This window comes from Acinetobacter sp. YH12135 (assembly GCF_013418565.1).
GTDB lineage: Bacteria > Pseudomonadota > Gammaproteobacteria > Pseudomonadales > Moraxellaceae > Acinetobacter > Acinetobacter towneri.
Genome location: NZ_VPBU01000026.1, coordinates 11,851 through 38,191 on the forward strand (window position 1 = coordinate 11,851; position 26,341 = coordinate 38,191).

24 protein-coding genes and 1 pseudogene are annotated in these 26,341 nt (G+C 40.1%); 10 read left to right on the forward strand and 15 right to left on the reverse strand.

Features of this window, described 5'->3' with window-relative positions:
- Positions 1 to 27 precede the first annotated feature (27 nt).
- From FTU70_RS12585 to FTU70_RS12610, 6 genes are all read right to left on the reverse strand, one after another.
- Positions 28 to 1,938 carry an ATP-binding protein gene (locus tag FTU70_RS12585; protein WP_167846047.1) on the reverse strand — a complete coding sequence of 637 codons (1,911 nt, stop codon included), beginning with the start codon at positions 1,936 to 1,938 and terminating at the stop codon, positions 28 to 30.
- Positions 1,935 to 2,639: a response regulator transcription factor gene (locus tag FTU70_RS12590; RefSeq protein WP_004973283.1), complete on the reverse strand. Its 705-nt coding sequence runs from the start codon at positions 2,637 to 2,639 to the stop codon at positions 1,935 to 1,937. Before FTU70_RS12590 ends, FTU70_RS12585 begins: the two co-directional genes overlap by 4 nt.
- Before the next feature lie 276 nt (positions 2,640 to 2,915).
- Complete coding sequence (locus FTU70_RS12595) at positions 2,916 to 3,959, reverse strand: alpha/beta hydrolase (protein WP_096900878.1); 1,044 nt, start codon at positions 3,957 to 3,959, stop codon at positions 2,916 to 2,918.
- Entirely contained in the window at positions 3,959 to 5,086 is a 1,128-nt protein-coding gene (locus FTU70_RS12600) for a YdcF family protein (protein ID WP_154320702.1), read from the reverse strand. The genes FTU70_RS12595 and FTU70_RS12600 overlap by 1 nt, the downstream gene beginning before the upstream one ends.
- A 6-nt stretch (positions 5,087 to 5,092) precedes the next feature.
- Positions 5,093 to 6,133: a UDP-N-acetylmuramate dehydrogenase gene (murB, locus tag FTU70_RS12605; protein WP_004973280.1), complete on the reverse strand. Its 1,041-nt coding sequence runs from the start codon at positions 6,131 to 6,133 to the stop codon at positions 5,093 to 5,095.
- A 3-nt stretch (positions 6,134 to 6,136) separates the two neighbouring features.
- The gene (locus tag FTU70_RS12610) at positions 6,137 to 6,646 is read right to left on the reverse strand and encodes a low molecular weight protein-tyrosine-phosphatase (RefSeq protein ID WP_004973278.1); all 510 of its coding nucleotides are present in this window, start codon (positions 6,644 to 6,646) and stop codon (positions 6,137 to 6,139) included.
- A 119-nt stretch (positions 6,647 to 6,765) separates the two neighbouring features.
- Here FTU70_RS12610 and FTU70_RS12615 point away from each other — a divergent pair, with 119 nt between their 5' ends.
- Both FTU70_RS12615 and FTU70_RS12620 read left to right on the forward strand, forming a co-directional pair.
- Positions 6,766 to 7,926: an iron-containing alcohol dehydrogenase gene (locus FTU70_RS12615; RefSeq protein WP_004973276.1), complete on the forward strand. Its 1,161-nt coding sequence runs from the start codon at positions 6,766 to 6,768 to the stop codon at positions 7,924 to 7,926.
- Positions 7,927 to 8,027: 101 nt separating this feature from the next.
- Positions 8,028 to 8,477, forward strand: coding sequence for a thioesterase family protein (locus tag FTU70_RS12620; protein WP_004973275.1), 450 nt, complete (start codon positions 8,028 to 8,030; stop codon positions 8,475 to 8,477).
- A gap of 60 nt (positions 8,478 to 8,537) precedes the next feature.
- On the opposite strand, the gene dnaX is transcribed toward FTU70_RS12620, so the two are convergent.
- The 4 genes from dnaX to FTU70_RS12640 all read right to left on the reverse strand — a co-directional run bounded on the left by dnaX (position 8,538) and on the right by FTU70_RS12640 (position 14,623).
- On the reverse strand, positions 8,538 to 10,793 hold the full coding sequence (gene dnaX / locus FTU70_RS12625; RefSeq protein WP_179988632.1) for a DNA polymerase III subunit gamma/tau: 2,256 nt from the start codon (positions 10,791 to 10,793) through the stop codon (positions 8,538 to 8,540).
- Positions 10,794 to 10,858: 65 nt separating this feature from the next.
- Positions 10,859 to 12,145: a serine hydrolase gene (locus FTU70_RS12630; RefSeq protein WP_179988633.1), complete on the reverse strand. Its 1,287-nt coding sequence runs from the start codon at positions 12,143 to 12,145 to the stop codon at positions 10,859 to 10,861.
- Between the two features lie 89 nt (positions 12,146 to 12,234).
- Complete coding sequence (locus tag FTU70_RS12635) at positions 12,235 to 13,089, reverse strand: MaoC/PaaZ C-terminal domain-containing protein (protein ID WP_179988634.1); 855 nt, start codon at positions 13,087 to 13,089, stop codon at positions 12,235 to 12,237.
- A 142-nt stretch (positions 13,090 to 13,231) separates the two neighbouring features.
- Positions 13,232 to 14,623 (reverse strand): 3-oxoacyl-ACP reductase, encoded by a 1,392-nt coding sequence (locus FTU70_RS12640; protein WP_096900884.1) that lies wholly within the window; start codon positions 14,621 to 14,623, stop codon positions 13,232 to 13,234.
- A 239-nt stretch (positions 14,624 to 14,862) separates the two neighbouring features.
- On the opposite strand from FTU70_RS12640, the gene FTU70_RS12645 reads away from it, so the two are divergent.
- The gene (locus tag FTU70_RS12645; RefSeq protein ID WP_180060676.1) at positions 14,863 to 16,374 is read left to right on the forward strand and encodes an acetyl-CoA C-acetyltransferase; all 1,512 of its coding nucleotides are present in this window, start codon (positions 14,863 to 14,865) and stop codon (positions 16,372 to 16,374) included.
- A gap of 109 nt (positions 16,375 to 16,483) precedes the next feature.
- On the opposite strand, the gene aceI is transcribed toward FTU70_RS12645, so the two are convergent.
- A complete protein-coding gene (gene aceI, locus FTU70_RS12650; RefSeq protein ID WP_136144604.1) occupies positions 16,484 to 16,915 on the reverse strand; it encodes a chlorhexidine efflux PACE transporter AceI in 432 nt (143 codons plus the stop codon).
- A gap of 107 nt (positions 16,916 to 17,022) precedes the next feature.
- On the opposite strand from aceI, the gene FTU70_RS12655 reads away from it, so the two are divergent.
- The 4 genes from FTU70_RS12655 (at position 17,023) to FTU70_RS12670 (ending at position 21,007) form a co-directional block, all read left to right on the forward strand.
- On the forward strand, positions 17,023 to 17,913 hold the full coding sequence (locus tag FTU70_RS12655; RefSeq protein WP_004973259.1) for a LysR family transcriptional regulator: 891 nt from the start codon (positions 17,023 to 17,025) through the stop codon (positions 17,911 to 17,913).
- Between the two features lie 89 nt (positions 17,914 to 18,002).
- A complete protein-coding gene (gene tal / locus FTU70_RS12660) occupies positions 18,003 to 18,989 on the forward strand; it encodes a transaldolase (protein WP_136144603.1) in 987 nt (328 codons plus the stop codon).
- 96 nt (positions 18,990 to 19,085) lie between these two features.
- Positions 19,086 to 19,748, forward strand: coding sequence for a leucine efflux protein LeuE (gene leuE / locus FTU70_RS12665; RefSeq protein ID WP_004973255.1), 663 nt, complete (start codon positions 19,086 to 19,088; stop codon positions 19,746 to 19,748).
- Positions 19,749 to 19,831: 83 nt separating this feature from the next.
- Positions 19,832 to 21,007 (forward strand): benzoate/H(+) symporter BenE family transporter, encoded by a 1,176-nt coding sequence (locus tag FTU70_RS12670; RefSeq protein ID WP_178318669.1) that lies wholly within the window; start codon positions 19,832 to 19,834, stop codon positions 21,005 to 21,007.
- 47 nt (positions 21,008 to 21,054) lie between these two features.
- On the opposite strand, the gene FTU70_RS12675 is transcribed toward FTU70_RS12670, so the two are convergent.
- Positions 21,055 to 22,026: an alpha/beta hydrolase gene (locus FTU70_RS12675; protein ID WP_171525034.1), complete on the reverse strand. Its 972-nt coding sequence runs from the start codon at positions 22,024 to 22,026 to the stop codon at positions 21,055 to 21,057.
- Between the two features lie 315 nt (positions 22,027 to 22,341).
- Here FTU70_RS12675 and FTU70_RS12680 point away from each other — a divergent pair, with 315 nt between their 5' ends.
- Positions 22,342 to 22,791 carry a universal stress protein gene (locus FTU70_RS12680; protein ID WP_004973248.1) on the forward strand — a complete coding sequence of 150 codons (450 nt, stop codon included), beginning with the start codon at positions 22,342 to 22,344 and terminating at the stop codon, positions 22,789 to 22,791.
- A 50-nt stretch (positions 22,792 to 22,841) separates the two neighbouring features.
- Positions 22,842 to 23,288: a universal stress protein gene (locus FTU70_RS12685; protein ID WP_004973247.1), complete on the forward strand. Its 447-nt coding sequence runs from the start codon at positions 22,842 to 22,844 to the stop codon at positions 23,286 to 23,288.
- 159 nt (positions 23,289 to 23,447) lie between these two features.
- Here FTU70_RS12685 and FTU70_RS12690 read toward each other — a convergent pair whose 3' ends face one another.
- Positions 23,448 to 23,666 carry a hypothetical protein gene (locus FTU70_RS12690; RefSeq protein WP_004973244.1) on the reverse strand — a complete coding sequence of 73 codons (219 nt, stop codon included), beginning with the start codon at positions 23,664 to 23,666 and terminating at the stop codon, positions 23,448 to 23,450.
- A 490-nt stretch (positions 23,667 to 24,156) separates the two neighbouring features.
- The gene (gene gorA, locus FTU70_RS12695; protein WP_096900890.1) at positions 24,157 to 25,509 is read right to left on the reverse strand and encodes a glutathione-disulfide reductase; all 1,353 of its coding nucleotides are present in this window, start codon (positions 25,507 to 25,509) and stop codon (positions 24,157 to 24,159) included.
- Between the two features lie 245 nt (positions 25,510 to 25,754).
- Between gorA and FTU70_RS12700 the strand changes: the two genes are divergently transcribed.
- The gene (locus FTU70_RS12700) at positions 25,755 to 26,093 is read left to right on the forward strand and encodes a hypothetical protein (protein WP_143228668.1); all 339 of its coding nucleotides are present in this window, start codon (positions 25,755 to 25,757) and stop codon (positions 26,091 to 26,093) included.
- Positions 26,094 to 26,104: 11 nt separating this feature from the next.
- Here the strand turns inward: FTU70_RS12700 and FTU70_RS12705 are convergent.
- Positions 26,105 to 26,341, reverse strand: a pseudogene (locus FTU70_RS12705) (IS982 family transposase); the annotation flags it as partial.

Below are 26,341 nucleotides of genomic sequence, written 5' to 3' on the forward strand. Positions count from 1 at the left end.
CGTTTCAGCCCCCTCAAGATGATCAATTCATCTTGGGGAATTTAGATAAGCGGGATCTAAAGTTAAAACTGCCTGAATTAACGTATAGCCAGGTGTCGAATTTAATTTTAATTGCCCTCCAACCCGTTCTAAACGCATTTTCATACTGCGCATCCCAATACTCATGCCATGTTCAAGCACGCTATTGGCTTCAAAACCTACACCATCATCCTGAATTTTAAGTACCAATTGCTTAGGCGGTACAAATTGCATACTGACGGATACATGCTTGGCTTGGCTGTGTTTAATCACATTGGTTAAACTTTCTTCTAATACCCGCATCAAAGTTAAGCACTGTAACGAATTCGGCTCAATCACCCATTCATTTGGAAAATCCCACTTGGAATGAATATCCATTTCATCCATCAATTGACTAAAACGATGACGTACTGGCGCAACCCAAATTTTAGGATTTTCAGGCACTTTAGAACCAATGGAAGAACCACTATCAATAATTTGACGTAAATCATCACGCAGTAATTTCAGCATAGATAAGAACTGCTGATTACTCATGTTCTGTTCGCTTTGGTCGACCATAATCATGGAACGTACCAAAGATGCACCCAAACCATCATGCAAATCATGCGATAGATGAATCCGCTCTTGCAAACGCACATTTTCCAATTCTAAATAATGCTTTTCTGACATACTGCGTTTTAAATCATCACTGACTTCAAAAACTTTAAGCTCTAAATCTTGATTAAATTTCTCAATTTTTTGAATATTTCTTTTTAGGCGTATGCCTAAAATAATCGCAATAAATAAAGTAATTACTGGCGAGGTATACGGTGATAATGGCTGATATAAACTTGCCGTTGCCGCATTACTTAAACGAAATACATCTACACCCGCAAAAAAGCCAATCAAGGTTAAACAAAATAGCAGCAGATATACTTCTGTTTTTGGGGATTTATACGCTAAATACGCCAAATAAAAATAAACCACGACTAGTAAGCTGGCATAACTTAAAAAGACAATCCCAAATACCAGTTTGACATAATCTAAGGGTGTTAAAAACACACAAACGATTACCGCTAAACTCAGAATAAAAATACTTTCTTCCAATATTGGCAAGCGTTGATTGACAAACCTAATTAAATACAGACTAAAAGCTAAAACATAGAGGATAAAAAAGCTTAAATTGGCTTGAGATGCCACCAATACACTTGGGTATGGAAAGGTTTCTGTGGTTAAAAAATGAGAAATAAATAATAACCAGAACATGCAACTCAACGCGAACCAACCAAAACTCTGATCACGGCGTAAAAACAGCCAAATAACCAAACATAAAATGCCTAAAGTGGCAGATAAAATCGCATTAATTTCAAATAAAGTACGTTTATTCCATATACTTTGCTGGTGCTGTTCAATATTGTTATGCACATTATTAAAACTTATTTTTCCTATACCCGCATTTTGAAATGCATATCCATTTACATAGACCAATATTTGATTTTTACCTTGTTTTAAGCCTGAAATAGGTAAAATCCAGTAACGTGGCATATTCCAGTTTTTTGACAAAGGCTCTTCTAAATGTTGACTTGCCCAAAGTAAATCTTGATTCAGATAAACTGCCCCTGCACTATTTAAAAAATTCAGTGCAAAAACGATGGGTTGATTTAAACGATGATCACGCTCACAAAACCACTCCCACTCTATTTTGTACCACGCCCCACCATTATAATTTTTCCAGCGATCATCCCAAACGTCGGGCAGTTGAACATTTTCCCAACCCGTTTCAGGTTTTTTATTATGTGATGCTGTTTTGGCAGAGCTGATTGAAAGTACATGCACATTGCAGTACTGATTAATTGGGTACACCACTTGCTGCGCATAGCTTTGCCACGCACAGAACAATAACAACACGCCCAAACCACACTGCCAAAGCCTTTGAATCATAAAAGACCTAAAGTTCTAGCGGTACTGACAGCCTTAGTGCGTTTAGTGACCGACAACTTCCGATAGATATGTTTAATATGACTTTCAACGGTATAACGCGACACAAATAATTGCTCAGCAATTTCACGGTTACTTAAGCCCTGCGCCACCAGATTTAAAATTTCTAATTCACGATTGGTGAGCTGTTCATAATGTGAGTTGAATGCTTGAGCATCGGCGCGATCTGATAAATCTTCGGTCAGCACGGGTACTTTTTGATGTGAAATTTGCGATAAAATTTCACGGGCGATAAATGGGTCTATCGGTGCACCACCTCTTAAAATACTGCGTATTGCGATAATAATTTCAGCATCATCACGTTCTTTAAGCACATAGCCTGTTGCACCTGCTTGAATTGCAGAAAATAAGCTGTCTTGGGTGCTCCATGCAGAAATCACCAAAATTAATGCGCTTGGATCTCTAAAATGTAATTGTTCGATTAGTTCTTTACCATTGCCATCGGGCAAGCCTAAATCGACTAAAGCTAAAGCAATCGGATGATCTTCTATACACGTCATTGCAGCTTTAAGATGACTCACGAAAAATAGCATGTCATCTTGATAGCCAATATCATGCAAAATTTTTCTAAGACGTGACTGAATAATAGGCTCATCTTCAACAATTAAAACCGGTACGGGTAATATCGCTTCCATTTCTGCCATCATTCATCCCCTTGATTATGTTTGTAAATATATCAATCGTTTTGATGTAAACACTATCCCTAGAATTAAGGAGTTTTTCAAATTTAGCTTATTTTATAAACATGAGCATAGCACTGAAACATGAAACTCGAGCATGAAATAAAAAATAAATGTGAAGTACTATTTTATTTTAGAAATCGCTTCACATTTTAATGAGCAGCGCAGCATAAATATGCTTTGATGCCGAGAACAGCATCAAAGCAAATGTAGAGCCGTATTTAAAAGATGGTTGATAAATTAATAATAAGTCTTAGAGCTATGTGCATGTAAAAATGCAGGAATCAGCCCTGTTAAAGCCGCACGAATATCCGCACGTTCATTGATTAATTGATGCGAGCCTTCTTCTAACATGAGTAAGGTTTGCAGGCGGAATTTACGCCGAATAAACTCAATGTTGTAGCGCCAATCTACGGTTTGATCTTGCGCCCCTTGTGCCAACCAAACAGGAATACGGCAAGCTGGACGTTCTTCCATCTCCAACATCCATTTAGACATGGCTAAAATCCAATCCATGCCCATCATTCTAGGTTGCAGCGGGTCTTTTAAACGCACAAAGCGTAAAAATTCAGGATTATGATTATTGCGTCGGAAATGTCGCGGCACTTCACGCTTAATCCGACGGATAATGCCCAAACCAACAGAGTTATGCCACCATGCCGATTTTGCAGGACGAATCAAAGGCGATAACAACAACACACGCTCTACAAATGGATTTTCACGGCGCTGAGCAAATTCCAACAAGTGATGCATCCAAATTGCACCACCTGTACTTTGCCCAATGCCCAACCACGGTTTTGGCAATTGATCGGCATTTTTTACATATTGATAAACCGCATGTAATACTTGCTGATAATGATCAAAATTTTTGATGTTGGCAGGATAACCATCACTCAATCCATGTCCGGGCAAATCATAAGTCAAAACACTAAAGCCCTGCTCTAATAATTCTTTGACGATAGGTTGATAAATCCCGCTATGTTCCAAATAGCCATGCAGTAGAAATACCGTGCCCTGCACCTGATCAAATTTGGTTTTGCTTAAATCGGGTTGAAAAATTTGCACATGCAATTTAAACAACGGCATTTGCACATAGCCTTGCCAATGTTCACAGTCCAACAAATGAAAACCATATAGCTGTCGATAGGCTTGTAACTCAACACTCGGTTCAAAACCACGATTCAAATTTAAAGGTTGTAGAATTTGTGGTGTGGTTTCCCTACTCGGCACTGGCAAATCTAATTGCTTCAACACGCTTGGGTTTAAAAATGGAATATCAGGCATTATGGCACCTCGCGACATGCGCTAGAACCAATCAAGACATCCCGAATGGCGGCAAGCATTTCATAATTGGCACGGCGGCTGTGATCATAGTTTTGTTCACTTGGACGCCATGCGGTCAGTTGAGTCGGCATTGGAGCTTCGACAGGAATCGTTTCAATTCCATTTAAAGCAAATAAACGGCGGGTGCGTGGCATGTGATAACGGTCTGTAATCAAAATCACTGTCGGCGCCCCCCCTTTTTTTTGTAATAATAAAGAACTAAAACGTGAATTTTCACAAGTATTCATGCTGCGATCTTCTAATAATTTTGCTTCGACATCATATTTTTTTAACCAACGCTGCATATAAGGTGCTTCTACACCACTCAGTACAATCGGCAATTGATATTGTTTTACCACCGCTAGGGTCGTTTCTAAACGTAAACGTGTGTAGTCATTGACCACAATATCTTTGCCATTATCATCTAAAGTTAAGCCACCACCTAAAACCACAATCGCATAAGGTTTAGAGTTTGCAGGTATTTTTGGAATATTTTGTTGCTGAATTAAAGCAATATCTTTAAAGATTTCTTCATCTACAGGCTCACTTTCGGTTTCGGCAATTTTATGAGTGCTTAAAAACTCCAAGTATTGTTCCATGAGTACCTGATTTTCATGACTATCCAAATTGAGCAAGGCTTTTACATTTTCGGATGGGTCTTCTACAACTGCTTCAGAAGCTGCATTAGACACCAACAATGGGACTTGCGGCAACTCTTGCTCAGATGCTAATTTTTTTTGCGTTTGTTCTTCTAAAATAAGCGCTTGTAAGGCTTTATAACGAGCCTGAATTAAAGTTAAATTTTTCGAATTTTCAGATTGAATCTCTTGCTCCATCAGCTTCAAATAAGCTTGTCGGGCAATCCATAAATCTGAACCGGGTTCCAAGCTGTCTTGATCACTAAAAGCCGCCATTTGCTGACTTTTTGCTGCCACTTGATTCACTTCTACAGGTACCAAAGTGTTCAGCGTTTTGACCACCAAAGTAGAATAAAAAGGTGAATAGATAAAAATCATGAACGCTGCAAACAATACAAATAGCACGGCAGCAATTTGTACCAATCTGAGCATCCAATGATTCTGTTTCATCTTCACTTAACCTACCGGTTGATGTGCACGAATCAAACCTGTTTCATCAAATAACACAGGTTCAGGTTCTAGTGAAATACCAAAACGACTCAAAACATCTTGCTGCACAGCACGATAGGTGTGTTGCACATCTGCCAAAGTGGCATCGGCATAATTGACTAAAACCAACGCTTGTTTATGAAACATACCCACCACACCCAGTTGTTTTCCCTTCCAGCCAGCTTGATCAATCAACCAGCCTGCTGCAATTTTAACTTGCGCATTCGGCTGTGGGTAATGGGGTAAATTTGGAAATTGTGCTGCAATTTGGTCAAATTGCTGAGTCGAAATCACAGGATTTTTAAAGAAACTACCTACATTTGGATATTCTGCAGGATTAGGCAGCTTACTTTGGCGAATTTGAATGACTTGTTGCTGCAGATTTTCAGCAGTTTGCTCATCGCCTACAGCAGCTTTTAAGTCGCCATAATTTAATTTTAACGCAGCCTGTTTTAACAGTTTAAAAGTCACATGGGTAATGATGTAACGGTTGGGATGATCTTTAAAAATACTGTGTCGATAGGCAAACTGACAATCTGCAGCAACAATTGAGCTGAATTGTTGGCATTCACGATCATAGACCTGCACAGATTCAATAAACTCACCGACTTCAACGCCATAAGCACCAATATTTTGCACAGGTGAAGCGCCGACCAAACCTGGAATTAAAGCCAGATTTTGCAGACCATATAACTTTTGTTCCGTACTCCACAACACAAACTCATGCCAGACTTGTCCTGCCCCAACTTTTAGGGTGACACTTGCATCATCTTCAGCGCATTTTTCGATGCCCTGAATATCCATGTGCATGACCAAGGCATGAATATGTTCAGGCAATAACATATTGCTACCACCCGATAAAATCAGCACATTTAATTGTTCTTTCTGGGCAAATGCCAAAGCATCCTGTACATCTTGAATATTTTCAATTTTGACATAATGCGACGCAGTTGCATCTAAATTGAGCGTATTGAAAGGTTTGAGTTGCATGTTGTAGTGAATGTGCATGACTTAAACCTTCAATTCAAATTGTTGTTGTAAAACTTTCACCCATGCGCGACTACTCGACTCGCATTGATCGAGCACCCGCTCAAAACCATCGGCTTCGCCATAATATGGATCGGGTAATTCTTGCTGCGTATAATGCGGATCGTGTTCGCTCATTAAGGCTATTTCAGCGCGCAAACTGCCCAGTTCAGCTTCAGCACGGCGCATTAAAGATTGAATATTGCTTAAGTTTTCAAAATCCATCGCCAAAATCAAATCAAACTCGACAAAGTCTTGTATACGTAACTGACGCGCGCGCAATGTAGATAAGTCATAACCACGTTTGAACGCATGTTTTTGGCTGCGTAAATCTGGGGCTTTGCCTGGATGATAATTACTGGTTCCAGCAGAATCTACCAACACATTGAGTTGTTGTTCATCACAAAAATGTCGAAGTACAATTTCTGCCGTTGGAGAGCGGCAAATATTTCCCAAACAAACACATAACACCTTATATGGCGTTTTGGATGACATAAACAACCTCAAAGCTACTTTATTTTTAAGAGTCTTATGTTAAGTTATTTATGATATGAATCCTATATCGCGACCCTACAATAATGTTGAATTAAGTATAAAAATTAGGAATAAAGACGATGCAGCATTTTCAATTTCAAACAGTTGGCAACATTATTTCTGGATTGGGTTCAATTTCTGAACTAAAAACGGTTTTAACCGAAAAAAATTATAAGCGTTTGTTATTGGTCACCGATGCTGGCATTTTACAACAACAATTACATCAACCTATTTTAGAAATTTTAAAGCAACTGCAACTGGACTATGCCATTTACTCGAATGTGCAAGCCGACCCCGCAGAACAGATTGTGTTAGAAGCAGTTGATTTTGCCAAACAGCAAAATATTGATGTTGTATTAGGTTTTGGTGGGGGTAGTGCGATGGATGTCGCCAAAATTATTGCCGTGCTGAGTCATCCTGCACAAACTCAACAACTGTCAGACTTGTACGGTGTCGGCAATGCGAAAGCACCACGTTTACCGCTCATTCTAGTTTCCACTACAGCAGGCACAGGTTCAGAAGTCACACCTATTTCCATTGTCACCACAGGTGCAACCAGTAAAACAGGCATTGTTTCTCCTATTTTATATGCCGATGTTGCCATTTTAGATGCCAATTTTACCCGTCATCTACCTGCACAGATTACCGCAGCCACAGGTATAGATGCGATGGTACATGCCATTGAAGCCTATACTTCTAAAATCAAAAAAAATGCGTATTCAGATTTTCTGGCAAAACATGCGCTGCGTTTACTTGATCAAAACTTAAAATTAGTGCTTGAAGATGGCAGCAATATGCAAGCACGGCAAAACATGCTGTTTGGTTCAATGCTGGCAGGACAAGCCTTTGCCAATGCTCCTGTGGCTGCGGTACATGCGCTTGCCTATCCTTTAGGCGGACATTTCCATATTTCACATGGGCATAGCAATGCATTGGTACTAACCGAAGTTTTAAAATTTAATGCGCCTGCAGCCAAACAGTATTATGCAGAACTGATGTGTTGGTTAGACCCACGCAGTAAAGGCTGCACAGATGGATTATGTGATTTGTTTATTGATCATTTACAAAATCATTTAGATCAAAGTGGCTTGGTGTTAAAACTCAATGCCCTAGGCATAGCAGAAAACATGCTGCCACAACTGGCAGAAGATGCGATGCTGCAAAGCCGTTTATTGCAAAACAACCCGAGAGCAATGCAAATGCAGGATGCGTTACAGATTTACCAAGCCATTTATGCCTAACATTTACGCTTAACGTTCTGTATTTAACTTTCTACATTTATTTGGGATGATTTCCACCCATTAAAGCATGACACCACGTCGATAAAAATATAGGTAAACTTGTGAAACCTGACACCAAAACCCGTGAGCAATACGCTTTTTTCTTTCCCATCCAAACTCGCTGGGCAGACAACGATATGTATGGACATGTCAATAATGTCACTTATTACAGCTATTTTGACAGCGCAGCCAATGCCCTACTGATGCAAAAAGCAGGCTTTGAACCCAAACGATCACCCTGTATTGGTTTAGTGGTCAATTCCACCTGTCATTTTTTGCAGGAATTGTCCTATCCTGAAATGATTGAAGTAGGTGTTGCTATTCAAAAAATTGGAAACTCATCCTTAATTTATGATTTGGCAATTTTTAAAAACAATCAAAATCTTGCCGCTGCACAAGGACAAGTGGTGCATGTATTTGTAGATCGAATTACACGCCAAAACTGCCCGATTCCTGACTCCATCCGCGAAGCATTACAGCCATATAAAAGCACAGATTCAGCTTGCGCTTAGCAAAAAATAAGGCTGGTTTGACCCAGCCTTAAAATTCTGCAAACAAAAGCTAACAACAGGTTATTTCAACTGAATGTTATGTAATTCGCCATCAAAGTTTTGCAAAATATCTTTCACAATCGGTTCTTGATGCAATAAATTTTCAGCCCGTTGATAAGCGCGTTGTTTGCGCTGTTGCTGCAAAATGTACGGTGTCGTGTCATCCACATTTTCATATTGCACTTTAAACAGAGTTTTACTCCACTGTTCTTTTAAAGCACTTTCTAAAGCATGTTGCAGTTGAGTCAATAACTGCTGATATTGCTCAGGAATATGAAAAACCGATTCAGCATTAATCTGCCCCGTCATTACGCCATGCTGCGCCAATTCTTGCACGGCAGGTGACAACTCGCTGTGTCTAAACCAATATTCCCACTTGTCTAAAGTCCACTCACCTTCTAAAACTTGCGGCTGTAAACGCAGAATATCCTGCGGCATTAATTGATCATCGGCATTAGATGCTATGGTTTGCTGCGGTTGTGCTGTCGCACTGGCAACATTCGGTTCGACTTCAGTCGCTGCTAAATCAAATAAAGCGGTTTCTGCATTACTTACATTTTGTGTAATTGACGGTGAAGCATTATTCGATTGTAGTGTAGATGAAACTAGCGATGTTTCGGCTGATGCAGCAAGATCACCTAACGGTGCAACGGCATCAAAACTTTCCAGTAAAAAATCATCATGACTTTGCACATCAGATGTAGTGCTTACCGATGAGGCATCTTCATCTAAACCAAACAATTGTGCATCTGCATTTGGATCAAACACGATAGATTCAGATTGCTTATCCTCAGCCTGTATTGCAGTTTCTTCATTCACTGCAGGTTCTGACATAGATTCTGGTGAAATCGCAGCTGTTGAGTGTAGCGCTTGCGGAGTCGGTTGTTGCGCTTGAATCGACTGTTGATCTTGATGTGTTAAAGCTTCAGGCTCATCCTCATCTAAAAAATCATCTGAAGAAGGTTCTGCAACACTGGTTTGTGTCGTGGTGTGATCTGAATAATCGTCATCCTCATAGTCAAATCCATCAAGATCAGGTGTTGCAACCGCATCTAATTCAGTTACATGCTGTTCCGCTTGTGCTGTATTTTGAGTTGCCACAGCTTGTGGAGTTTGCTCCATTTGAGCAACTGGCTGGGAAGCCGCTGTTTGTGCAGTATTTTGTGGCGCAGCAACCAACACTTCATTGGCTTGCAAAGGTCGAAATGCCAGTAAACGCAGTACACACATTTCAAAGCCTTGTTCTTGGGTTACGGCAATTTGTAAATCGGCGCGTCCTTTACAAGCAATTTGATAATACAACTGTAAATCTTGTGCAGAGATCAGACCCGCAAGCTGCTGAATTTTTTGATTAATTTCAGCACTGTATTTTAGGTTTAAATCTGGCAGATATTGCATGATTGCCAATTCATGCAGTGTCGAAATTAACTGATCCAACACCAAAGACACATCTAAAGCTTGCTGTCTAAATTGTAATAACAACTGACTCACACGCTGCTGTTGGTTTTGATGAATCGCTAAAATCAAATCATAGATAATGGTGCGATCAATCAAGCCCAGCATGTCTTTGACATCTTGATGATGAATTTCACCCTGACCATAAGCAATGGCTTGGTCTGTCAAAGACATCGCATCACGCAAAGAACCTTGCGCAGATTCAGCAATCTGCCAAATTGCATCTTGCTCTGCAACAATCTGTTCTTTGGCTAAAATATCCTTTAAATGACTGGTAATTTCATCGACCTGCAATGGACGCAAAGTAAATTGCAAACAGCGCGAAATCACAGTAATAGGGAGTTTTTGTGGGTCTGTGGTCGCAAACAGAAACTTCACATGCTCAGGCGGTTCTTCCAAAGTTTTTAGCAAAGCATTGAACGAATGCGTAGACAGCATGTGCACTTCGTCAATCAGATAAACCTTAAAACGTCCCTGAGTCGGTGCATAAGGTACGTTATCGAGCAACTCACGTGTGTCTTCAACCTTAGTACGTGACGCCGCATCAATTTCGATTAAATCAATAAAACGACCTTCATTGACCGCAGTACAGGTCGGACACACTTCACATGGGGTAGATGTCACGCCTGTTTCACAGTTCAGGCATTTGGCCAAAATACGCGCAATGGTAGTTTTACCTACACCACGTGTTCCCGTAAAAAGATAAGCATGGTGCAAACGCCCACGTTCCAAAGCACTGGTCAATGCCCGTGATACATGGTTTTGTCCCACCAATTCATTAAAATTACGAGGACGATATTTACGCGCAAGTACCTGATACATGAATGCTCCTTTTTACAGGTCTAAGCATACTGTTTTTTTGGCAAAGAGTGAACGTACAATCACGCCTAAAACCAGCCTTTACGCCCTTGCAATTGCCGATCTGCACAGCGAATGGCTTCCTGACTCAGTCCCCAAAGTCGATAATCACCAATTAAAGAACCTGCAGCAAAATTATGGGTATAGGCAAAACTGAGTTGACGGTCAGGATCACACCACGCGCCTGAACCATTAAAACCCATGTGTCCAAAACCGTGAGAGCGCTTACCCAAACTTAATACGCGGTGATAGCCCAATCGCCAATGCATCGGGATAGGCATAACCCGATCACGCTGCACATATTGCACTTGGCTCAATTTCTGAAAAACTTCAGGCTGAATCAATTGCTGACCTTGCCATGATCCACCCTGCGCCAACATGGCATAAATACGTGCCAAACTTTGTGCAGTAAATACACCATTGGCAGCAGGAATCACGGCTTGTAAGCCTGTATCACTAAAAAAACTAAAATTTTTCATGCCTTTGGGAATCATGCCATCCTGAAAGTCTTGCGGATTTTGCCCACTCCATGCAATGACTTTATCGAATATTGATACAGGACGTTTGCTCGATTTAGCTTGGTTTTTAACTTTAGCTGTCTGTTTATTTGTAGATGATGCATCTGTTTGCGCTGATGTCACAGCAGTTTTAAATGGTCGTGCGACACGGGAAAGCTCAGACGCAGGCACACCAAAATACGCCCCATCCAAAGCCAAAGATTCAACCAAGTATTGCTGCATCAATTCAGCCAATTTTTGACCTGTAGCTTTTTCTAAAATCCCACCGACCAGCCAGCCAAAAGTTAAAGGTTGATACGCTGCCTCACTTGCTACATCAAAACGTGGCTTGGCTTGAGCCAACACATCCAGCATGTGCGACCAATCTGCCATTTCAGTCGCATCGGCAATGATATTACGGATGTCATATAAACCACTTTGATGACTCAGCACATGCCTTAAGGTCATCAATGCTTTGCCATTTTGGGCGAATTCAGGCCAGTATATATAAATGGGAGTATCGTAATCGACCAGTCCTTGACTGACCAAAATATGTGCCAGTGTCGCTAATACACCTTTGCCTGTGGAATAACATACAGATAAGGTATCGGCTTGCCAGTCTTCATCTGGCGACTTTTTGCCTGTGTAAATATCGACGACTTTCTGACCTTGAAAGTACACCGCTAAAGCAGCCCCGCCCTGTTGGCTACGTGCATTTTGCAAACGGCTAAATTGCATCGCTAAATCATGAAATTCAGGCGCAACCCATCCACGATAATTTTCAGTTTCAGCAAAAATATAATCCTTTAAATGTTGCATCGTCCTGTTTATCTCGTTTTTCTTGTTAATAAAAGTTTAGCGCAAATAAAAAGCCCAAATTTAAATAATCTGGGCTTTCGATCACTGAATTAAAGCGCGGTGACAACACCTGTCACATGCGGTTTTTGGTTTTTACTGTTACGAATTAAAAAATCTGTATTTTTAGCGTCCGTTGCAGTTAAAAACTCAACTTTAGATGGCAAATACATAGGTAACTTAAACCAGACATCGGCTTCATAGGCATCTGGCAAAGTCAAACTCGATAAGGCTTTGGCTTTGCTCCACATGCCGTGCGCAATCGCTTGTTTAAAGCCAAATGCTTTTGCAGTAATCGCGTGGATATGAATTAAGTTAAAATCGCCAGACGTTAAGGCATAACGGCGACCCGTATTTTCAGAAATATCCCATTCAGCTTGAACGGCATAGTTTGGCGCTTTGCTTTCTGCAGATTTTGCAGCTGCTTTAGTGGTGGTTTTTTGACGTGCTAAATACGTGGTTAAACCTTCAATCACCACCTCATTGCCTACTTTAACAGTAGTAATAAAATCAAACTGTACGCCTTTATCATGTGGTTGCAATTCACCAAATTTACACGACAAGGTCAGTTGTTCATTCAATCCAACTTTACGGCTTTGTTTGACTTGGTTGCGAATATGCACCAAGCCCAAAATTGCAAATGGAAATGCTTCTTGGGTCATCATGTGCATTTGCAGACTTTGTGACAATACAGCCAAATAAATTGCAGGAATATAGCCGTTATTTTTAAAACCTGTCACTGCATTATAGGCTTTTAAGTGCTTTTGATCGACCTTGAATGAATCCACCACATATTCAACTTGCGGCAGAACTTTTTCACCTTTTGGCTTTTTAAAAATTAAGCCCTGAATCACTTTTGGATAGGCTAAATAGGGTTTTGGAAGTTGACTAAAATGGCGAGTATTCATACTGAACCTTTGAGAAGTTTTTCTAATTTATTTAATGGAGTTCTTTCTCCCGCTGGGAGAAAGCTAGAGAGAAGGGTTAATAATCTATCCCCTTATCTCCCTCTCCTAAATCCCCTCACCAAGGGAGAGAACTTTGAAGGTGTTAAGCCCCTAACAAGCTTTGACCACAAACACGTACCACGTTACCATTAATACCTGTCGATGCCGATGAAGCAAAGTAAGCAATGGTTTCTGCAACGTCTACAGGTAAACCACCTTGACTCATAGAGTTCATACGACGACCTGCTTCACGAATGGCAAAAGGAATTGCAGCAGTCATTTGCGTTTCAATAAAGCCAGGTGCAACGGCATTAATCGTGATCCCGTTGTTTAAAACAGGTGCGGTAAATTTCACGACACCAATCACGCCAGCTTTAGATGCTGCATAGTTGGTTTGACCCAAGTTGCCTGCAATACCTGAAATTGAAGATACGCAAACGATACGACCATTGGCATTTAAACCATCATTTGCCAATAAGTAATCGTTCACACGCTCAATTGCAGACAAGTTGATGTTAATGACTAAATCCCAAAGCTCTGGTTTCATATTTGCCAAAGTTTTGTCACGGGTAATCCCCGCATTATGCACAATAATATCCAAACCACCTTGTGCAGCGGCAGCTGTTTTAATTTGCTCGCCTGCATCTGCAGCAGTAATGTCAATTGCTAGCGTTGAACCACCAATTTCAGCAGCAACACGGTCTAAATCTGCTTGTTGTTGTGGAACGTCTAGGCAAATAACGTGTGCACCATCACGTGCCAACACATGCGCAATCGCTTCACCAATACCACGGCTTGCACCTGTCACCACTGCAGTTTTACCTGCCAATGGTTTTGCCCAATCTACATCTACAGTTGCAGCACTCGACACACGAATCACCTGACCTGACACATAAGCAGAACGTGGTGAAATTGCAAAACGTAACGTAGATTCTAAGTTTGCTGCAGCACCTTGATCGACATAAATTAAGTTAGCCGCAATGCCTTTTTTAAATTCTTTGCCTACCGATTTTACAAAACCTTCCAAAGCGCGTTGTGCAATGGCTTTTTTCACACTGCCTGCAGTTTCTGGTGTCGTACCAATCACCACCACGCGACCAGAAGCCTGAATTTGGCGTGAGATTGGGTTAAAGAACTCATAAAGCGCTTTTAATTGTTCAGAGTTTTCAATACCTGAAGCATCAAACACCACCACTTTAAATTTAGATTCTTTATCGCCTGGATTGAATGCACCTAAATTTAAGCCCACTTTTGCCGCAGCTTGTTGCAATTCTGCATTGTTACCTGCATAACTGTTGGCATGTACATTAGCTAAAACTTGTGCAATTGATGCAGACAAATCACTTGCAGGGGCTGCACCTAAAAGTACTGCACCTTTTACCACTGGTGTTGCAGACTCAAAACGATCTAAAAAAGTTGGGGATGGTAAACCCAAATTTTTAATGACAAATTTACCAATAGGAGATTTTGCAAATGTTTGATATTGATCAGTCATGATTATTATCTCTCATAAATTCATTTTTTGATGGATTACACGATATCTTTTAACATCAATATGATGCCAAATGCCCACATTTCAATAGCGTTACCCGTTTGTGCTAAATCATACTTGAGTTAATTATGAGATGTCTTGACCTGAATGCATTCTGCAATGTCATTGTAGTCAATTCAGCTGTCATACTATTGTGCTAATGTACGCATCAAGTAGACCCTTAACATGCTTGGAAAAGCCTTATGAGCAAAACAACTCAAGAAAATCCAGCAGTGGAAAATTCTGCAAAGGATTCTGTGTCAAATACATCAACTGCTAAACGTACAAGCAAAAGTAGCAACACTGCAACCCGTTCCAACACGAGTACGACAAAAACTACACGTACCCGCACGACTAGCCGTGCTAAAACAACTGCTTCAACGCAAACAAAAGCACCATCTAATACCAATACCTCTGTTCAACAGGATAAAATTATGAGCCAAAACACTGTTCGCCGCGTTGCTATTATCGGTGGTAACCGTATTCCATTCGCACGTTCTAATGGCGCTTACTTTACTGCATCTAATACAGATATGTTTACAGCAGCATTAAATGGTCTTGTTGAACGATTCAACTTACAAGGTCAGCGTTTGGGTGAAGTTGTTGCAGGTGCAGTGCTCAAACACAGCCGTGACTTTAACATGACTCGTGAGTGCGTACTCAATACTGCCCTTGCTCCTGAAACACCTGCTTACGATATACAACAAGCATGTGGTACTGGCTTGCAGGCTGCTTTTTTAGTTGCGAATAAAATTGCACTGGGTCAAATCGAGGTTGGTGTTGCAGGCGGTGTAGATACGACTTCTGACGCGCCAATCGCATTTGGCGATGGTTTGCGTAAAGCATTGCTTGAATTGAACATTGCAAAAACAGGTAAAGACCGCTTAAAAGCATTAACCAAAATCAACATTAAAGATTTAATGGATGCGCCACGTAACGGTGAACCACGCACAGGTTTATCAATGGGCGACCACCAAGCCATTACTACGTTGGAATGGGGCATCTCTCGTGAAGCGCAGGATGAGTTAGCAGCTTCATCTCACCAAAAAATGGCAGCTGCCTATGACGAAGGTTTCTTTGATGATCTCATCACGCCATTTTTAGGTTTAGAACGTGACAATAACTTACGTGCAGATTCTACTGTAGAAAAACTAGCGAAGTTAAAACCTGCTTTTGGTAAAGGCGACGCGCGCACTATGACTGCAGGTAACTCTACCCCACTGACTGATGGTGCATCTTGCGTATTACTTGCCTCTGAAGAATGGGCAAAAGCCAATGGTCATGAAGTCTTGGCATATTTGACTTTCCAAGAAACTGCCGCAGTTGATTTTGTAGGTAAAAAAGAAGGTTTGTTGATGGCGCCTGCATACGCTGTCCCACGTATGCTTGAACGTGCTGGCTTAACCTTACAAGACTTCGACTATTACGAAATTCACGAAGCATTTGCTTCACAAGTCTTGTCGACCTTAAAAGCATGGGAAGATCCGAACTTCTGTAAAGAGCGTTTAGGTTTAGATGCACCTTTAGGATCAATTGATCGTAGCAAGCTGAACGTCAAAGGTTCATCTTTGGCAGCAGGTCACCCATTTGCAGCAACAGGCGGACGTATTCTTACCACTGCGGCGAAACTTCTGAATCAAAAAGGTTCAGGTCGCGTATTGGTGTCAATCTGTGCAGCAGGCGGTCAAGGTGTAACAGCCATTATTGAAAAATAATTCTGCCTAGTTCCAATTTAGATAGCAATAAAAGCCACTTGATTCGCTCAGGTGGCTTTTTTATAGCGCTTAATTTATAGCAGCTCACTTTTAATTAGCCACTAGCGTTTTATCTGACTGAATGTTGCGGAGCATAACCCAATTTCGCTTCGATATGGTCATAACAATATTGAAAAATAAAGGTATAGAGCAAAATACTGAGCGTCATCAATAAATCAATCAAAATTGCCTGCAGCATGGATATTTCTAGTGCATACGCCACCATGGGAATAGTGGCGAGCATTAAGCCACCTTCAAAACCAATTGCGTGTAAAACGCGTATTTTAAAAGTTCTGTGTAGCTGGTGTTGCGCTTCAAACTTTTCAAAATAGTGATTGAAAAACATATTCCACAGCACCGATGTCACCGCCATCGCAATGCCTAGACCACCTGTCACTTGCATTGGCATTTCAAACACATAACTTAATGCCAAAGCAATGATGACCAATAAAATCACTTCATAACTCAGGGCATGTACCCATCTTCTTTTGGAAATCAACATCTGCTTACTCAAATACTTATCCTTCCCCGCTTATTTTATTTTCATTTAATTGACCAATCGAGTTAGAATCCATCAATAATATTGAAAAGTAAAACGAATGCTCAGCCATGAATATCAATCAAGATCAGCTGATTATTTTTATCACCGTCATGGAAACGGGTTCTTTTTCTGCAGCTGCACGCCAATTGGGCAAGGTGCCTTCGGCAATTAGTATGTCCATTGCTAATTTAGAAATTGATTTAGACCTAAAACTGTTTGAACGGATTGGGCGTGAACCTTTGCCTACCCCACAAGCGCAGAGTCTTTACGAAAAAAGCAAACAACTGCTCATAGAAATGAAGCAATGGAAACAACATGCTTTTGCGCTCAGTTCTGGGCTGGAAGCACACTTAAATATTGTGGTGGTGTCTGAATTACTACACACTCGCTGGACAGATTATATTGTGTTACTAGAACAGCAATTTCCTGAATTGCAGATCAATATTTTCTCTGCGCCACAAGAAGATGCACTGCATTTACTCATGACTCAAGCAGCGGACTTGGCCTTTATGTTTGAACGCGAACAATTACAAAGCAGTGAACAATTTGTGGAATTAAAACGTGAAATTTTAGTGCCTGTCGCTGCCCGACATTCACCGCTGGCTGAATCTGATCAAGTCAGTTTTGAACAGATTTTACAAAATCGGCAAATTGTAGTGGCGAGCCGTGATCGGCAGATTAAACCCGAGTTGTTATTTTCTAAGCACTATTGGCGTACCGATAATCATCATTCTGCCTGCAGTATGATTAAGCAGGGTTTAGGCTGGGGTGTCTTGCCCTTGGAAATGCTGAATGAACATCCTGAACTACAACACGAATTAAAAATTTTACAGCTGCTAGATTTCACCCCAAAATTTGAATATTTTGTCGATTTGGTCTGGAGCCGAGAACATCAATTGGGCGCTGCTGCTCATTTTTTGATTAATCACGTCCGAAATCTGAGAAAAACTGGTAAATAATCCACAAACCCTCTTACTTGGTACTTGGGTTAAAAGCTGTTTGTGATATAACTGAATGTATAAGCAATAACCTAAGAACTAGATCTCGAATGACACAGACAGCCTTAAATCAACTAAAAAACTTAACCACCATTGTTGCAGATAGTAGTGACTTGGCTGCGATTGAAAAGTTTCGTCCTTTGGATGCGACCACCAACCCATCACTCATTACGGCGGCTGCAAATCAACCTGAAAATAAAGCGTTGATTGAAGCTGCATTTGAGCAAGCCAAAGCTGAAGGTTATACAAATGATCTATTGGTTGAGCGCAGCATTGATATTTTAACGGTCAAATTTGGTGTAGAAATTTTAAAGCTGATTGAAGGTCGTGTTTCGACTGAGGTGGATGCTTCTTTGTCTTATGACACTGATGCGACCATTGCCAAAGCCAAAGAACTTTTAGCACTGTACCAAGCTTATGGTGTTCATTCAGACCGCATTTTGATTAAGATTGCATCGACATGGGAAGGCATTCAAGCGGCGAAAGTGTTGGAAGCCGAAGGCATTCACACCAATTTAACCTTATTGTTTGGTTTACATCAGGCACATGCTTGTGCAGATGCCAAAGTGACGTTGATTTCACCATTTGTGGGTCGTATTTTAGATTGGTATAAAAAAGCTGAAAATGTCATGTACTACCCTATTGAAAAAGATCCGGGTGTACTTTCGGTGAAGAAAATTTATCAATTCTATAAACAGCATCAAGTACAAACTGAAATTATGGGCGCGAGTTTCCGTAGTATAGATCAGGTTTTGGCTTTAGCTGGTTGTGATTTATTGACCGTTGCACCAAATTTATTGGCAGAACTTGAAGCTGATGAACGAGAAGTCGCTGCAGCGTTATCGACCAATGGCATTCAAGTTCAAGCTGAACCACTGGCAGCAATTGAAAAGGAACAATTCAAAGCGCAACTTGAGGCAGATTTGATGGCGTTCCAATTGTTACAAGGCGGCATTGATGGCTTTATTAAAGCGCGTGAGCAACTTGCCACCCTATTACGCCAGTCTTTCGGCTTAGATGCAGAGATTAAAGCTTAAGCTTTAACCTATCCCAGTAAAATTCCAAAATTTTTACTAAGCCACAAAACCGATGTTGTTATACTGCAACATCGGTTTTTATTTAGGTGAGTTTGCGTGTTTGGTATTAGTGACCTCAGCACTTTTATAATTGGCACAACCTTAATTGTGCTCTTGCCTGGCCCAAACTCACTCTATGTCATGTCAGTGGCTTCACGCTTTGGGATACGCACAGGCTATGCAGCTGCTTTCGGTGTATTTACGGGTGATCTGATTTTAATTGTGTGCACCATTTTAGGGGCAGCCTCATTATTGCATGCTTTTCCATGGCTATTCACCTTATTAAAAGTAGTTGGTGCGCTCTACTTAGGCTATTTAGGTATTAAACTACTGATTGCAGCCTATAAAACATGGTTTCCACAAACCAGAACTTCGCACGCCAATCTTTCTACAACAGCAACGAGCAATACAACTGAACGGGTTCATCCCTACCGAACTGCTTTAATGATTAGCGTTATTAACCCAAAAGCAATTTTGTTTTATTTGTCTTTTTTTGTGCAATTCGTCAATCCTGATTACACCTACCCGATGCTGAGCTTTGCTGTTTTAGCCATCGTCCTACAAATCATTAGCATGGGTTATTTATCTATCTTGATTTTTTCAGGAGTCAAATTAGCCAGTTATTTCAATCAACGCTATAAAATTGCAGCCATTTGCGTTGCAAGCATTGGTATTTTGTTCTGCGGTTTTGGCTTTAGACTGGCAAGCTCAACGCTATAAAAAAAGTATAAAAAACACTTTTGACTATTTGTTCAAATGTGTATGATCTGTTCATAAATTATAGAAAATATGTCTAAGAAAGCATGCAAAAACTTTTAAATGACTTCTCTGTGCCTGCAGTATTTGCAGGTTTTATTACCTTCTTGGTCGGTATTAGTGTTTCCGCGGTTTTAGTCATTCAGGCAGCACAAATTTTAGGCGCAAGTGCTGAGCAAATCAGCTCTTGGTTTTGGGCGTTGGGTTTAGGTATTGGTCTAAGCGGGCTGATTTTATCTTGGAAATTTAAATATCCTGTGGCGACCTCATGGTCTACCGCAGGCTTGGCACTGATTATCGCCACGGGCAGCGGTTATAGCTTACACGAAGCAATTGGCGCATTTTTGTTTTGTGGCGTACTCACAGCAGTGCTTGGCTTTTTGGGTATTTTTGAAAAGGTACTGACTTATATTCCACAAAGCTTAACCAGCGCCATGTTGGCAGGTGTGCTGCTTAAATTTGGGATTGCCCTATTTACCAGTCTGCAAGAAGCATGGGCATTTATTTTGTCTTTATTGGCAGCCTATGTATTGGCAAAACGATTTAGCCCGCGTTATAGCATTGTTTTAACTGTATTGATTGGGGTCGCACTATGCCCAATCTTCTTGCAATTTCAAATGCCGAGTGTGCAATGGAGTATTGCACAACCAGTTTGGATGCAACCTGAATTAAGTTGGTCTGCTATTTTAGGTTTAGCCCTGCCTTTGTTTGTCATTAATATGGCATCGCAATATTTACCCGGTCTTGCCATGATCAAAAGCTATGGTTTTAACCCAAATGTACGTCACTTAATTGGTTGGACAGGCACAGCACAAGCTATTTTTGCACCATTTGGATGTTTTAGTGTCAATATCGCATCCATCAGTGCTGCGATTAGCTTAGATGATCAATCGCATCCCGATGCCAGTAAGCGCTATATTGCGGGAATTAGCTGCGGTTTGTTTTATATCTTGATGGGGATCTTTGCTGCAACGCTCACCAGTTTGTTGATGTCATTCCCAGCTGTTTTTATTACTGCTTTGGCAGGAATTGCACTGCTTGGCACTATTGGACACAACATCGCCCTCGCCTTTCAGCACGTTGCAGAGCGTGAAGCCGCTTTATTGACCTTTTTATTTAGTGCTTCTGGGGTGCAGTTTTTTGGTATTGGTTCTGCATTTTGGGGACTGATTTTTGGTTGTGTGGTTTTGGCAGTTTTAAAGTTTAAACAAAGCAAAAGCTAAATAACTTAAGCAGTTAAAAAACACTTTTTCTGAAGCATCGTATTGATTTATTGTATGCGCGATACATTAGGGTCTGCTGTGCTTCGGATAAATTCTACTGTTTTAGCAAAAGTTTGCTGGCTTTCTTTTTGGTGCATAAAAAATTGATATTCGTGAATTAACCATGCTTTTGTATCTGGATAAAATGCTGTCGTCACAGGAATCTGCTGTTGCTGTAAAGCATGCAGCATCGGCATAGATTGAGTTTCTGTTAAAAAGTCTTTGTTACCACCACTGATAAATACCGCAGGATAGTTTGCCGTTAAATGTTGAATAGGCGAAATATTCTTCAGAAATTCACTGTCCTGTTTCCGATCTCCCGTGTAAGCCTGCACCAAATTATAAACACCCCACTCTACGATATTCATTTCATCTGGCGCAGTTTCAACAAACGCTTTTAGATCATAAATCCCGCAGTGCAAAATCAGCCCTTTAAGTTGTTTGTGCTGAATAGTCGGTTGTAAATTAGACTGCTGTGCAAATGCAGGATTACTCAATAATGCGGCATAATGGCTAGCTAAATTCGCCCCTGCAGAATCACCTGCCAAATATAATTGTTGTGGATTAAGCTGATACTTTTCTGCATGTTGCGTGATGTAATTTAAAGCCTGATCAATTTGTTGCAACTGAGTAGGATAAGTTGCATGCGGGGCGAATTGATATTGTACTGCAATTACATTAAAGCCCTGCGCGGCTAATAATTTAAAATAGCCACGTGCATGTGCTTTTGAGCCCGCAATCCAGCCACCACCATGAATCCAGACAATTGTCGGGCGTGCGGCTAAATCTTGCAATTGACTGTTTTGATACAAGTCAAAACTCAAATTAGGCTGCGTTGCATACACAATATCATGTTGCACTTGTATATTTTTGGGTGCATAGCGATCCATGATTTTCTGCTGCAAGCCTGTGGTGAGATTAAATGCACTAGCAATGATTCGACTGTTCTGCTGCGTGGTTTGACAAGCACTTAACAACATAAAACACAGCAACATCCAAATTATTTTCAAACCACATTTCCCTCAAGATTCATACGCCCAATTCAAACCCAAGTAATTTAAAATTAAATTATGAAGGTCTATTTATTTTTGCAAATTTAGCATCTTATTTTATCGTATAGCTTTGCCGTTGAGTTGAGTAAATTCATCATCTTCAGCTTATCTTTTCTTTCAGCAAATTTGGCGGGTAATTAAATGAATTATCAATCTTTTTTCAGATTTTAAATTGAACCTATATAGACTATATGCTATCAATAAAGTGTAAGGCGAATAATCATAATTTCTGGAGTTACCCGCATGTCGTACCAAAATATTTTAGTCCCTGTAGATGGTTCACAAATTTCTTTTTCAGCGGTCAAACATGCAGCTGAAATTGCCAAAGTATTTAACAGTAAACTCACCTTAATTAGCCTTGTTGCGGAAGACCCATTTACTGATTCTGACTTTTACTATAATTATTCATCTGCCATTATGAAAGAATACTTTGTGCAAGCGACAGCCAATGCACAAAAGGCATTAAAAGAAGCAGATGAAATTGCGAAAGCAGTGGGTGTAAATGCAGAAACTCGCGTGGTTGAGGGTTTGGTATCTGCTGAAGGTGTAATCAAAACTGCGAAAGACTTAAATGCCGATGTGATTGTGATGGGTTCACATGGTCGTAAAGGTTTCCAAAAATTATTATTGGGTAGCTTTGCCACAGACGTATTACGTCATACAGAATTACCTGTGCTTGTAGTTAAAGCTTAATCACTATTTTAAGCCATATTTTCATCATAAATTTTTAATAAGGATTTGCCATGACAACTTATAAACACTTACTTGTTCCAGTAGATGAGTCACCTATGTCTTATGCTGCAGCCGAACAAGCACTTTCATTGGCAAAAGATCTAAATTGCCCTGTTACTATTATGAGTGTAATTGCAGTTGATCCTTTTGTAGGCGTGGACTTCTACAAAGTTGCACCAGCAATTACCGATTATTTCATGCAGGCTGAACAAAATGCACAAAATCGTTTGGCTGAAATTCAGCAATCCTTTAGCCGTGAAGGTATTTCGGTAGATACCAAAATTATCCGCGGTGTTGCAGCCTCTGAAGGGATTGTACAAATTGCCAATGAAATTGGTGCTGACCTGATTATTATGGGTTCGCATGGCCGTACTGGAGTGAAAAAGATGATGCTCGGTAGCGTTGCCCAAAACGTACTGACTCAGTCTCCTGTTCCTGTTTTGATTGTTAAGGTTTAATTCATTACCAACTGTGCTCTGCCACAGTAAAAGATAAAATAAAAAAATCCCGTTCGCCAATGAACGGGATTTTTCTGGATAAAACTTTTAAAAGCTTTTCTAAATTACATATTATGCAATCCAGTTTAGCTAGGTTGAATATTCATTTCAGACCAAAACTTAATTAACCCGATGCGGTAAACGGAACATTTCATGCGTATCGGTATAAAAACTGCGACCATCTAAATTCAGTTCAATTTCCTGACCACATTCCAACAACACATGTTTTCCGACTTCGACCCATTTAAAACCATCACGGGTATTTTGCTTTTTCTTTGATGCCACCAAAGACACCATAATTTCGCGACCATTCACTGCTTTCGCAAGCATTGTTTGCATTTTTTTCAATATTTACACCAATTCATTTATAACTTACAAATCAAGCTCAAATTAAAATTTTGAGCATAGTTTTTAATACAACAACATTCATCACACTTAATTTGCAGTGCATAGAAAATAAATGCAGCACAGCATGATGATGAATAACTACGAGAGAATAGAGATATTTTTATTGTACAAGTTATATTATAACATAGATTTAAAGTCTTTGCAGCATGGACTACAAAGTTGTAAAGATAAACTTAATAAAACAAAAATTTCTTAATCAAACCTTAATTATTTTCGTGAGATAATCTACCCCAGACACAATGGATGGTGTTTGATCGCACAAGCCCACTTCGGTGGGTTTCTTATTAGGCTAACTAAATAACGATAACAAACTTTATCTTTCTGACGTTTATCTTCTGATTTTTTATCTACAAATTTCAAAAATAAAAAAGAGTATGGATTTTTTTAACCCATACTCTTTGTGTGCGACTACGCTACTCCATTAGCGCATAGTCACAAATTCTTCTGCAGCAGTTGGATGAATTGCGACAGTATTGTCAAAATCTTGCTTGGTCGCGCCCATTTTGACCGCGACTGCAAAACCTTGCAAAATTTCATCCATGCCATAGCCAATACCATGCACGCCCACGACTTTCTGTTCATCACCAACGCAGACCAATTTCATTTTAGACACTTGACGATGCTGAGTTACAGCCGTGTACATTGAGGTAAAAGAAGATTGATAGACTTTGACCTGATCTTGCCCAAACTGTTCAATGGCTTGCGCTTCACTTAAACCCACCGTACCAATAGGCGGATGACTAAAGACCACCGTGGCAACATTTTGATAATCTAAATATTCATTTGGTTTGTGATTGAATAAACGTTCAGACAATTTACGTCCTGCGGCAACAGCAACGGGTGTCAGCTCAATTTTTCCAATAATATCGCCCACCGCATAAATACCTGCTTGGCTGGTATTTTGGAATTGATCTACTGCGATATATCCTTTTTCATCAATCTGCACATTTGCAGCAGCCAAGTTCAATGCTTGTGTATTTGGTTTACGTCCAACTGCCCAAATCAGACAATCGACCTCATGCTGTGAACCATCTTCAAGATGTAATAACAAAGACTGATCCGCTTGGCGAGTGACTTTCTTTGGAATGGCTTGCGTATGCACTTGGATATGTTCATCACGCATACATTCAAGTAATGTTTCACCTAAAAATTGATCTAAACTACGCAGCGGCAATTGTTTACGAATAAACAATCCAACTTCTGAACCCAACCCATTTAAAACACCTGCTAACTCTACGGCAATATAACCCGAACCGACAATTGCCGTGCGTTTTGGTAATTGTTGCAATTCAAAGAAACCGTTTGAATCAATTCCTAGCTCTGCCCCTTCAATATCTGGACGTGTTGGCTCAGTTCCTGTGGCTATTAAAATGTGATCTGCAGTGTATTGCTGCTGATTTACTTCAACTGTTTTTTCATTTACAAAACGAGCAAAGCCCTGAATCACATCAACATTGTTTTTAGCTAAACCTGATTGATACGATGCATGGATACGCTGAATATAAGCTTGACGATTTTGAATTAACGTATTCCAATCATGCGATTTTAATTCAGTATTAAAACCATAATCTGGGCCGTATTTTTGAATAGCATCGGCGATTTGCGCAGAATACCACATCACTTTTTTAGGCACACACCCCACATTGACACAAGTCCCGCCCAAATCTGCAACTTCAATTAATGCACATTTTTTACCATATTGCGCCGCGCGATTGGCCGAAGCAATACCACCACTTCCTGCCCCAATTACCAAATAGTCATAATGTTTAGCCATTTCATGCCTCAATTTTTCGTGATTTTTTAGATACTCATCTGCAGAAATTCAGCGCAGAAAAACATTCATTTTCATCAAAACTAACACATAAAACTGCATTTCCCAAGTCAGCCATATTGTCTAAATACACAAAATCGACACACTGTCATTCAATTGATTTCACTGCCAATAAAACTGACTATTCACTTAAATTTTACGCTTTTAAGGCTATAATATAACTTTGATTTTTTATCATTGGGGTCAATGTGAAGCAGTGGGTTTACGTTCTGATATGTAGCTTTATCACTTTCGGCTGTTCCCCATCCCAACCGTCAGATCAAGCCCCAAGCATGTTTGATGAACTCGATCTCATCAATACCAAAATGAATGAAATCTTGCTTCGCGATTTAGATAACTATTCTGCAGATGAGCGCAAACATATTATTTGTGAAGAATATACGCAGATTTACAAACATGAATATATGCCAATTGTACTTAAAAATTCTAAACCTGAAGATCGGCAATATAACGAGAAAAAATTACTTGCTGAATTAAATGAAACTTATACCAACTATAAAAATGAATATCAAATTCGCTGTGACTAAGCTAACCCCAGTTACGGATAAGCCAAAGATTTAATCACATGAATTTTAGGCTTATTCTTTTGGCAAAGTTGATACGCACATAGTGAAGAAAATACGCCTGCTAAAAAACCAGCAATCGAACGATGTTTACTCGTAACTAAGTGATATTTTTCTTTCAATAATCCTATCAATGTTTCAATTCTTTTACGTTGTCGTAGATGAAATTCATCAGAAAATGGCAATAAGGTCACTCTCATATTTTTTCTTGG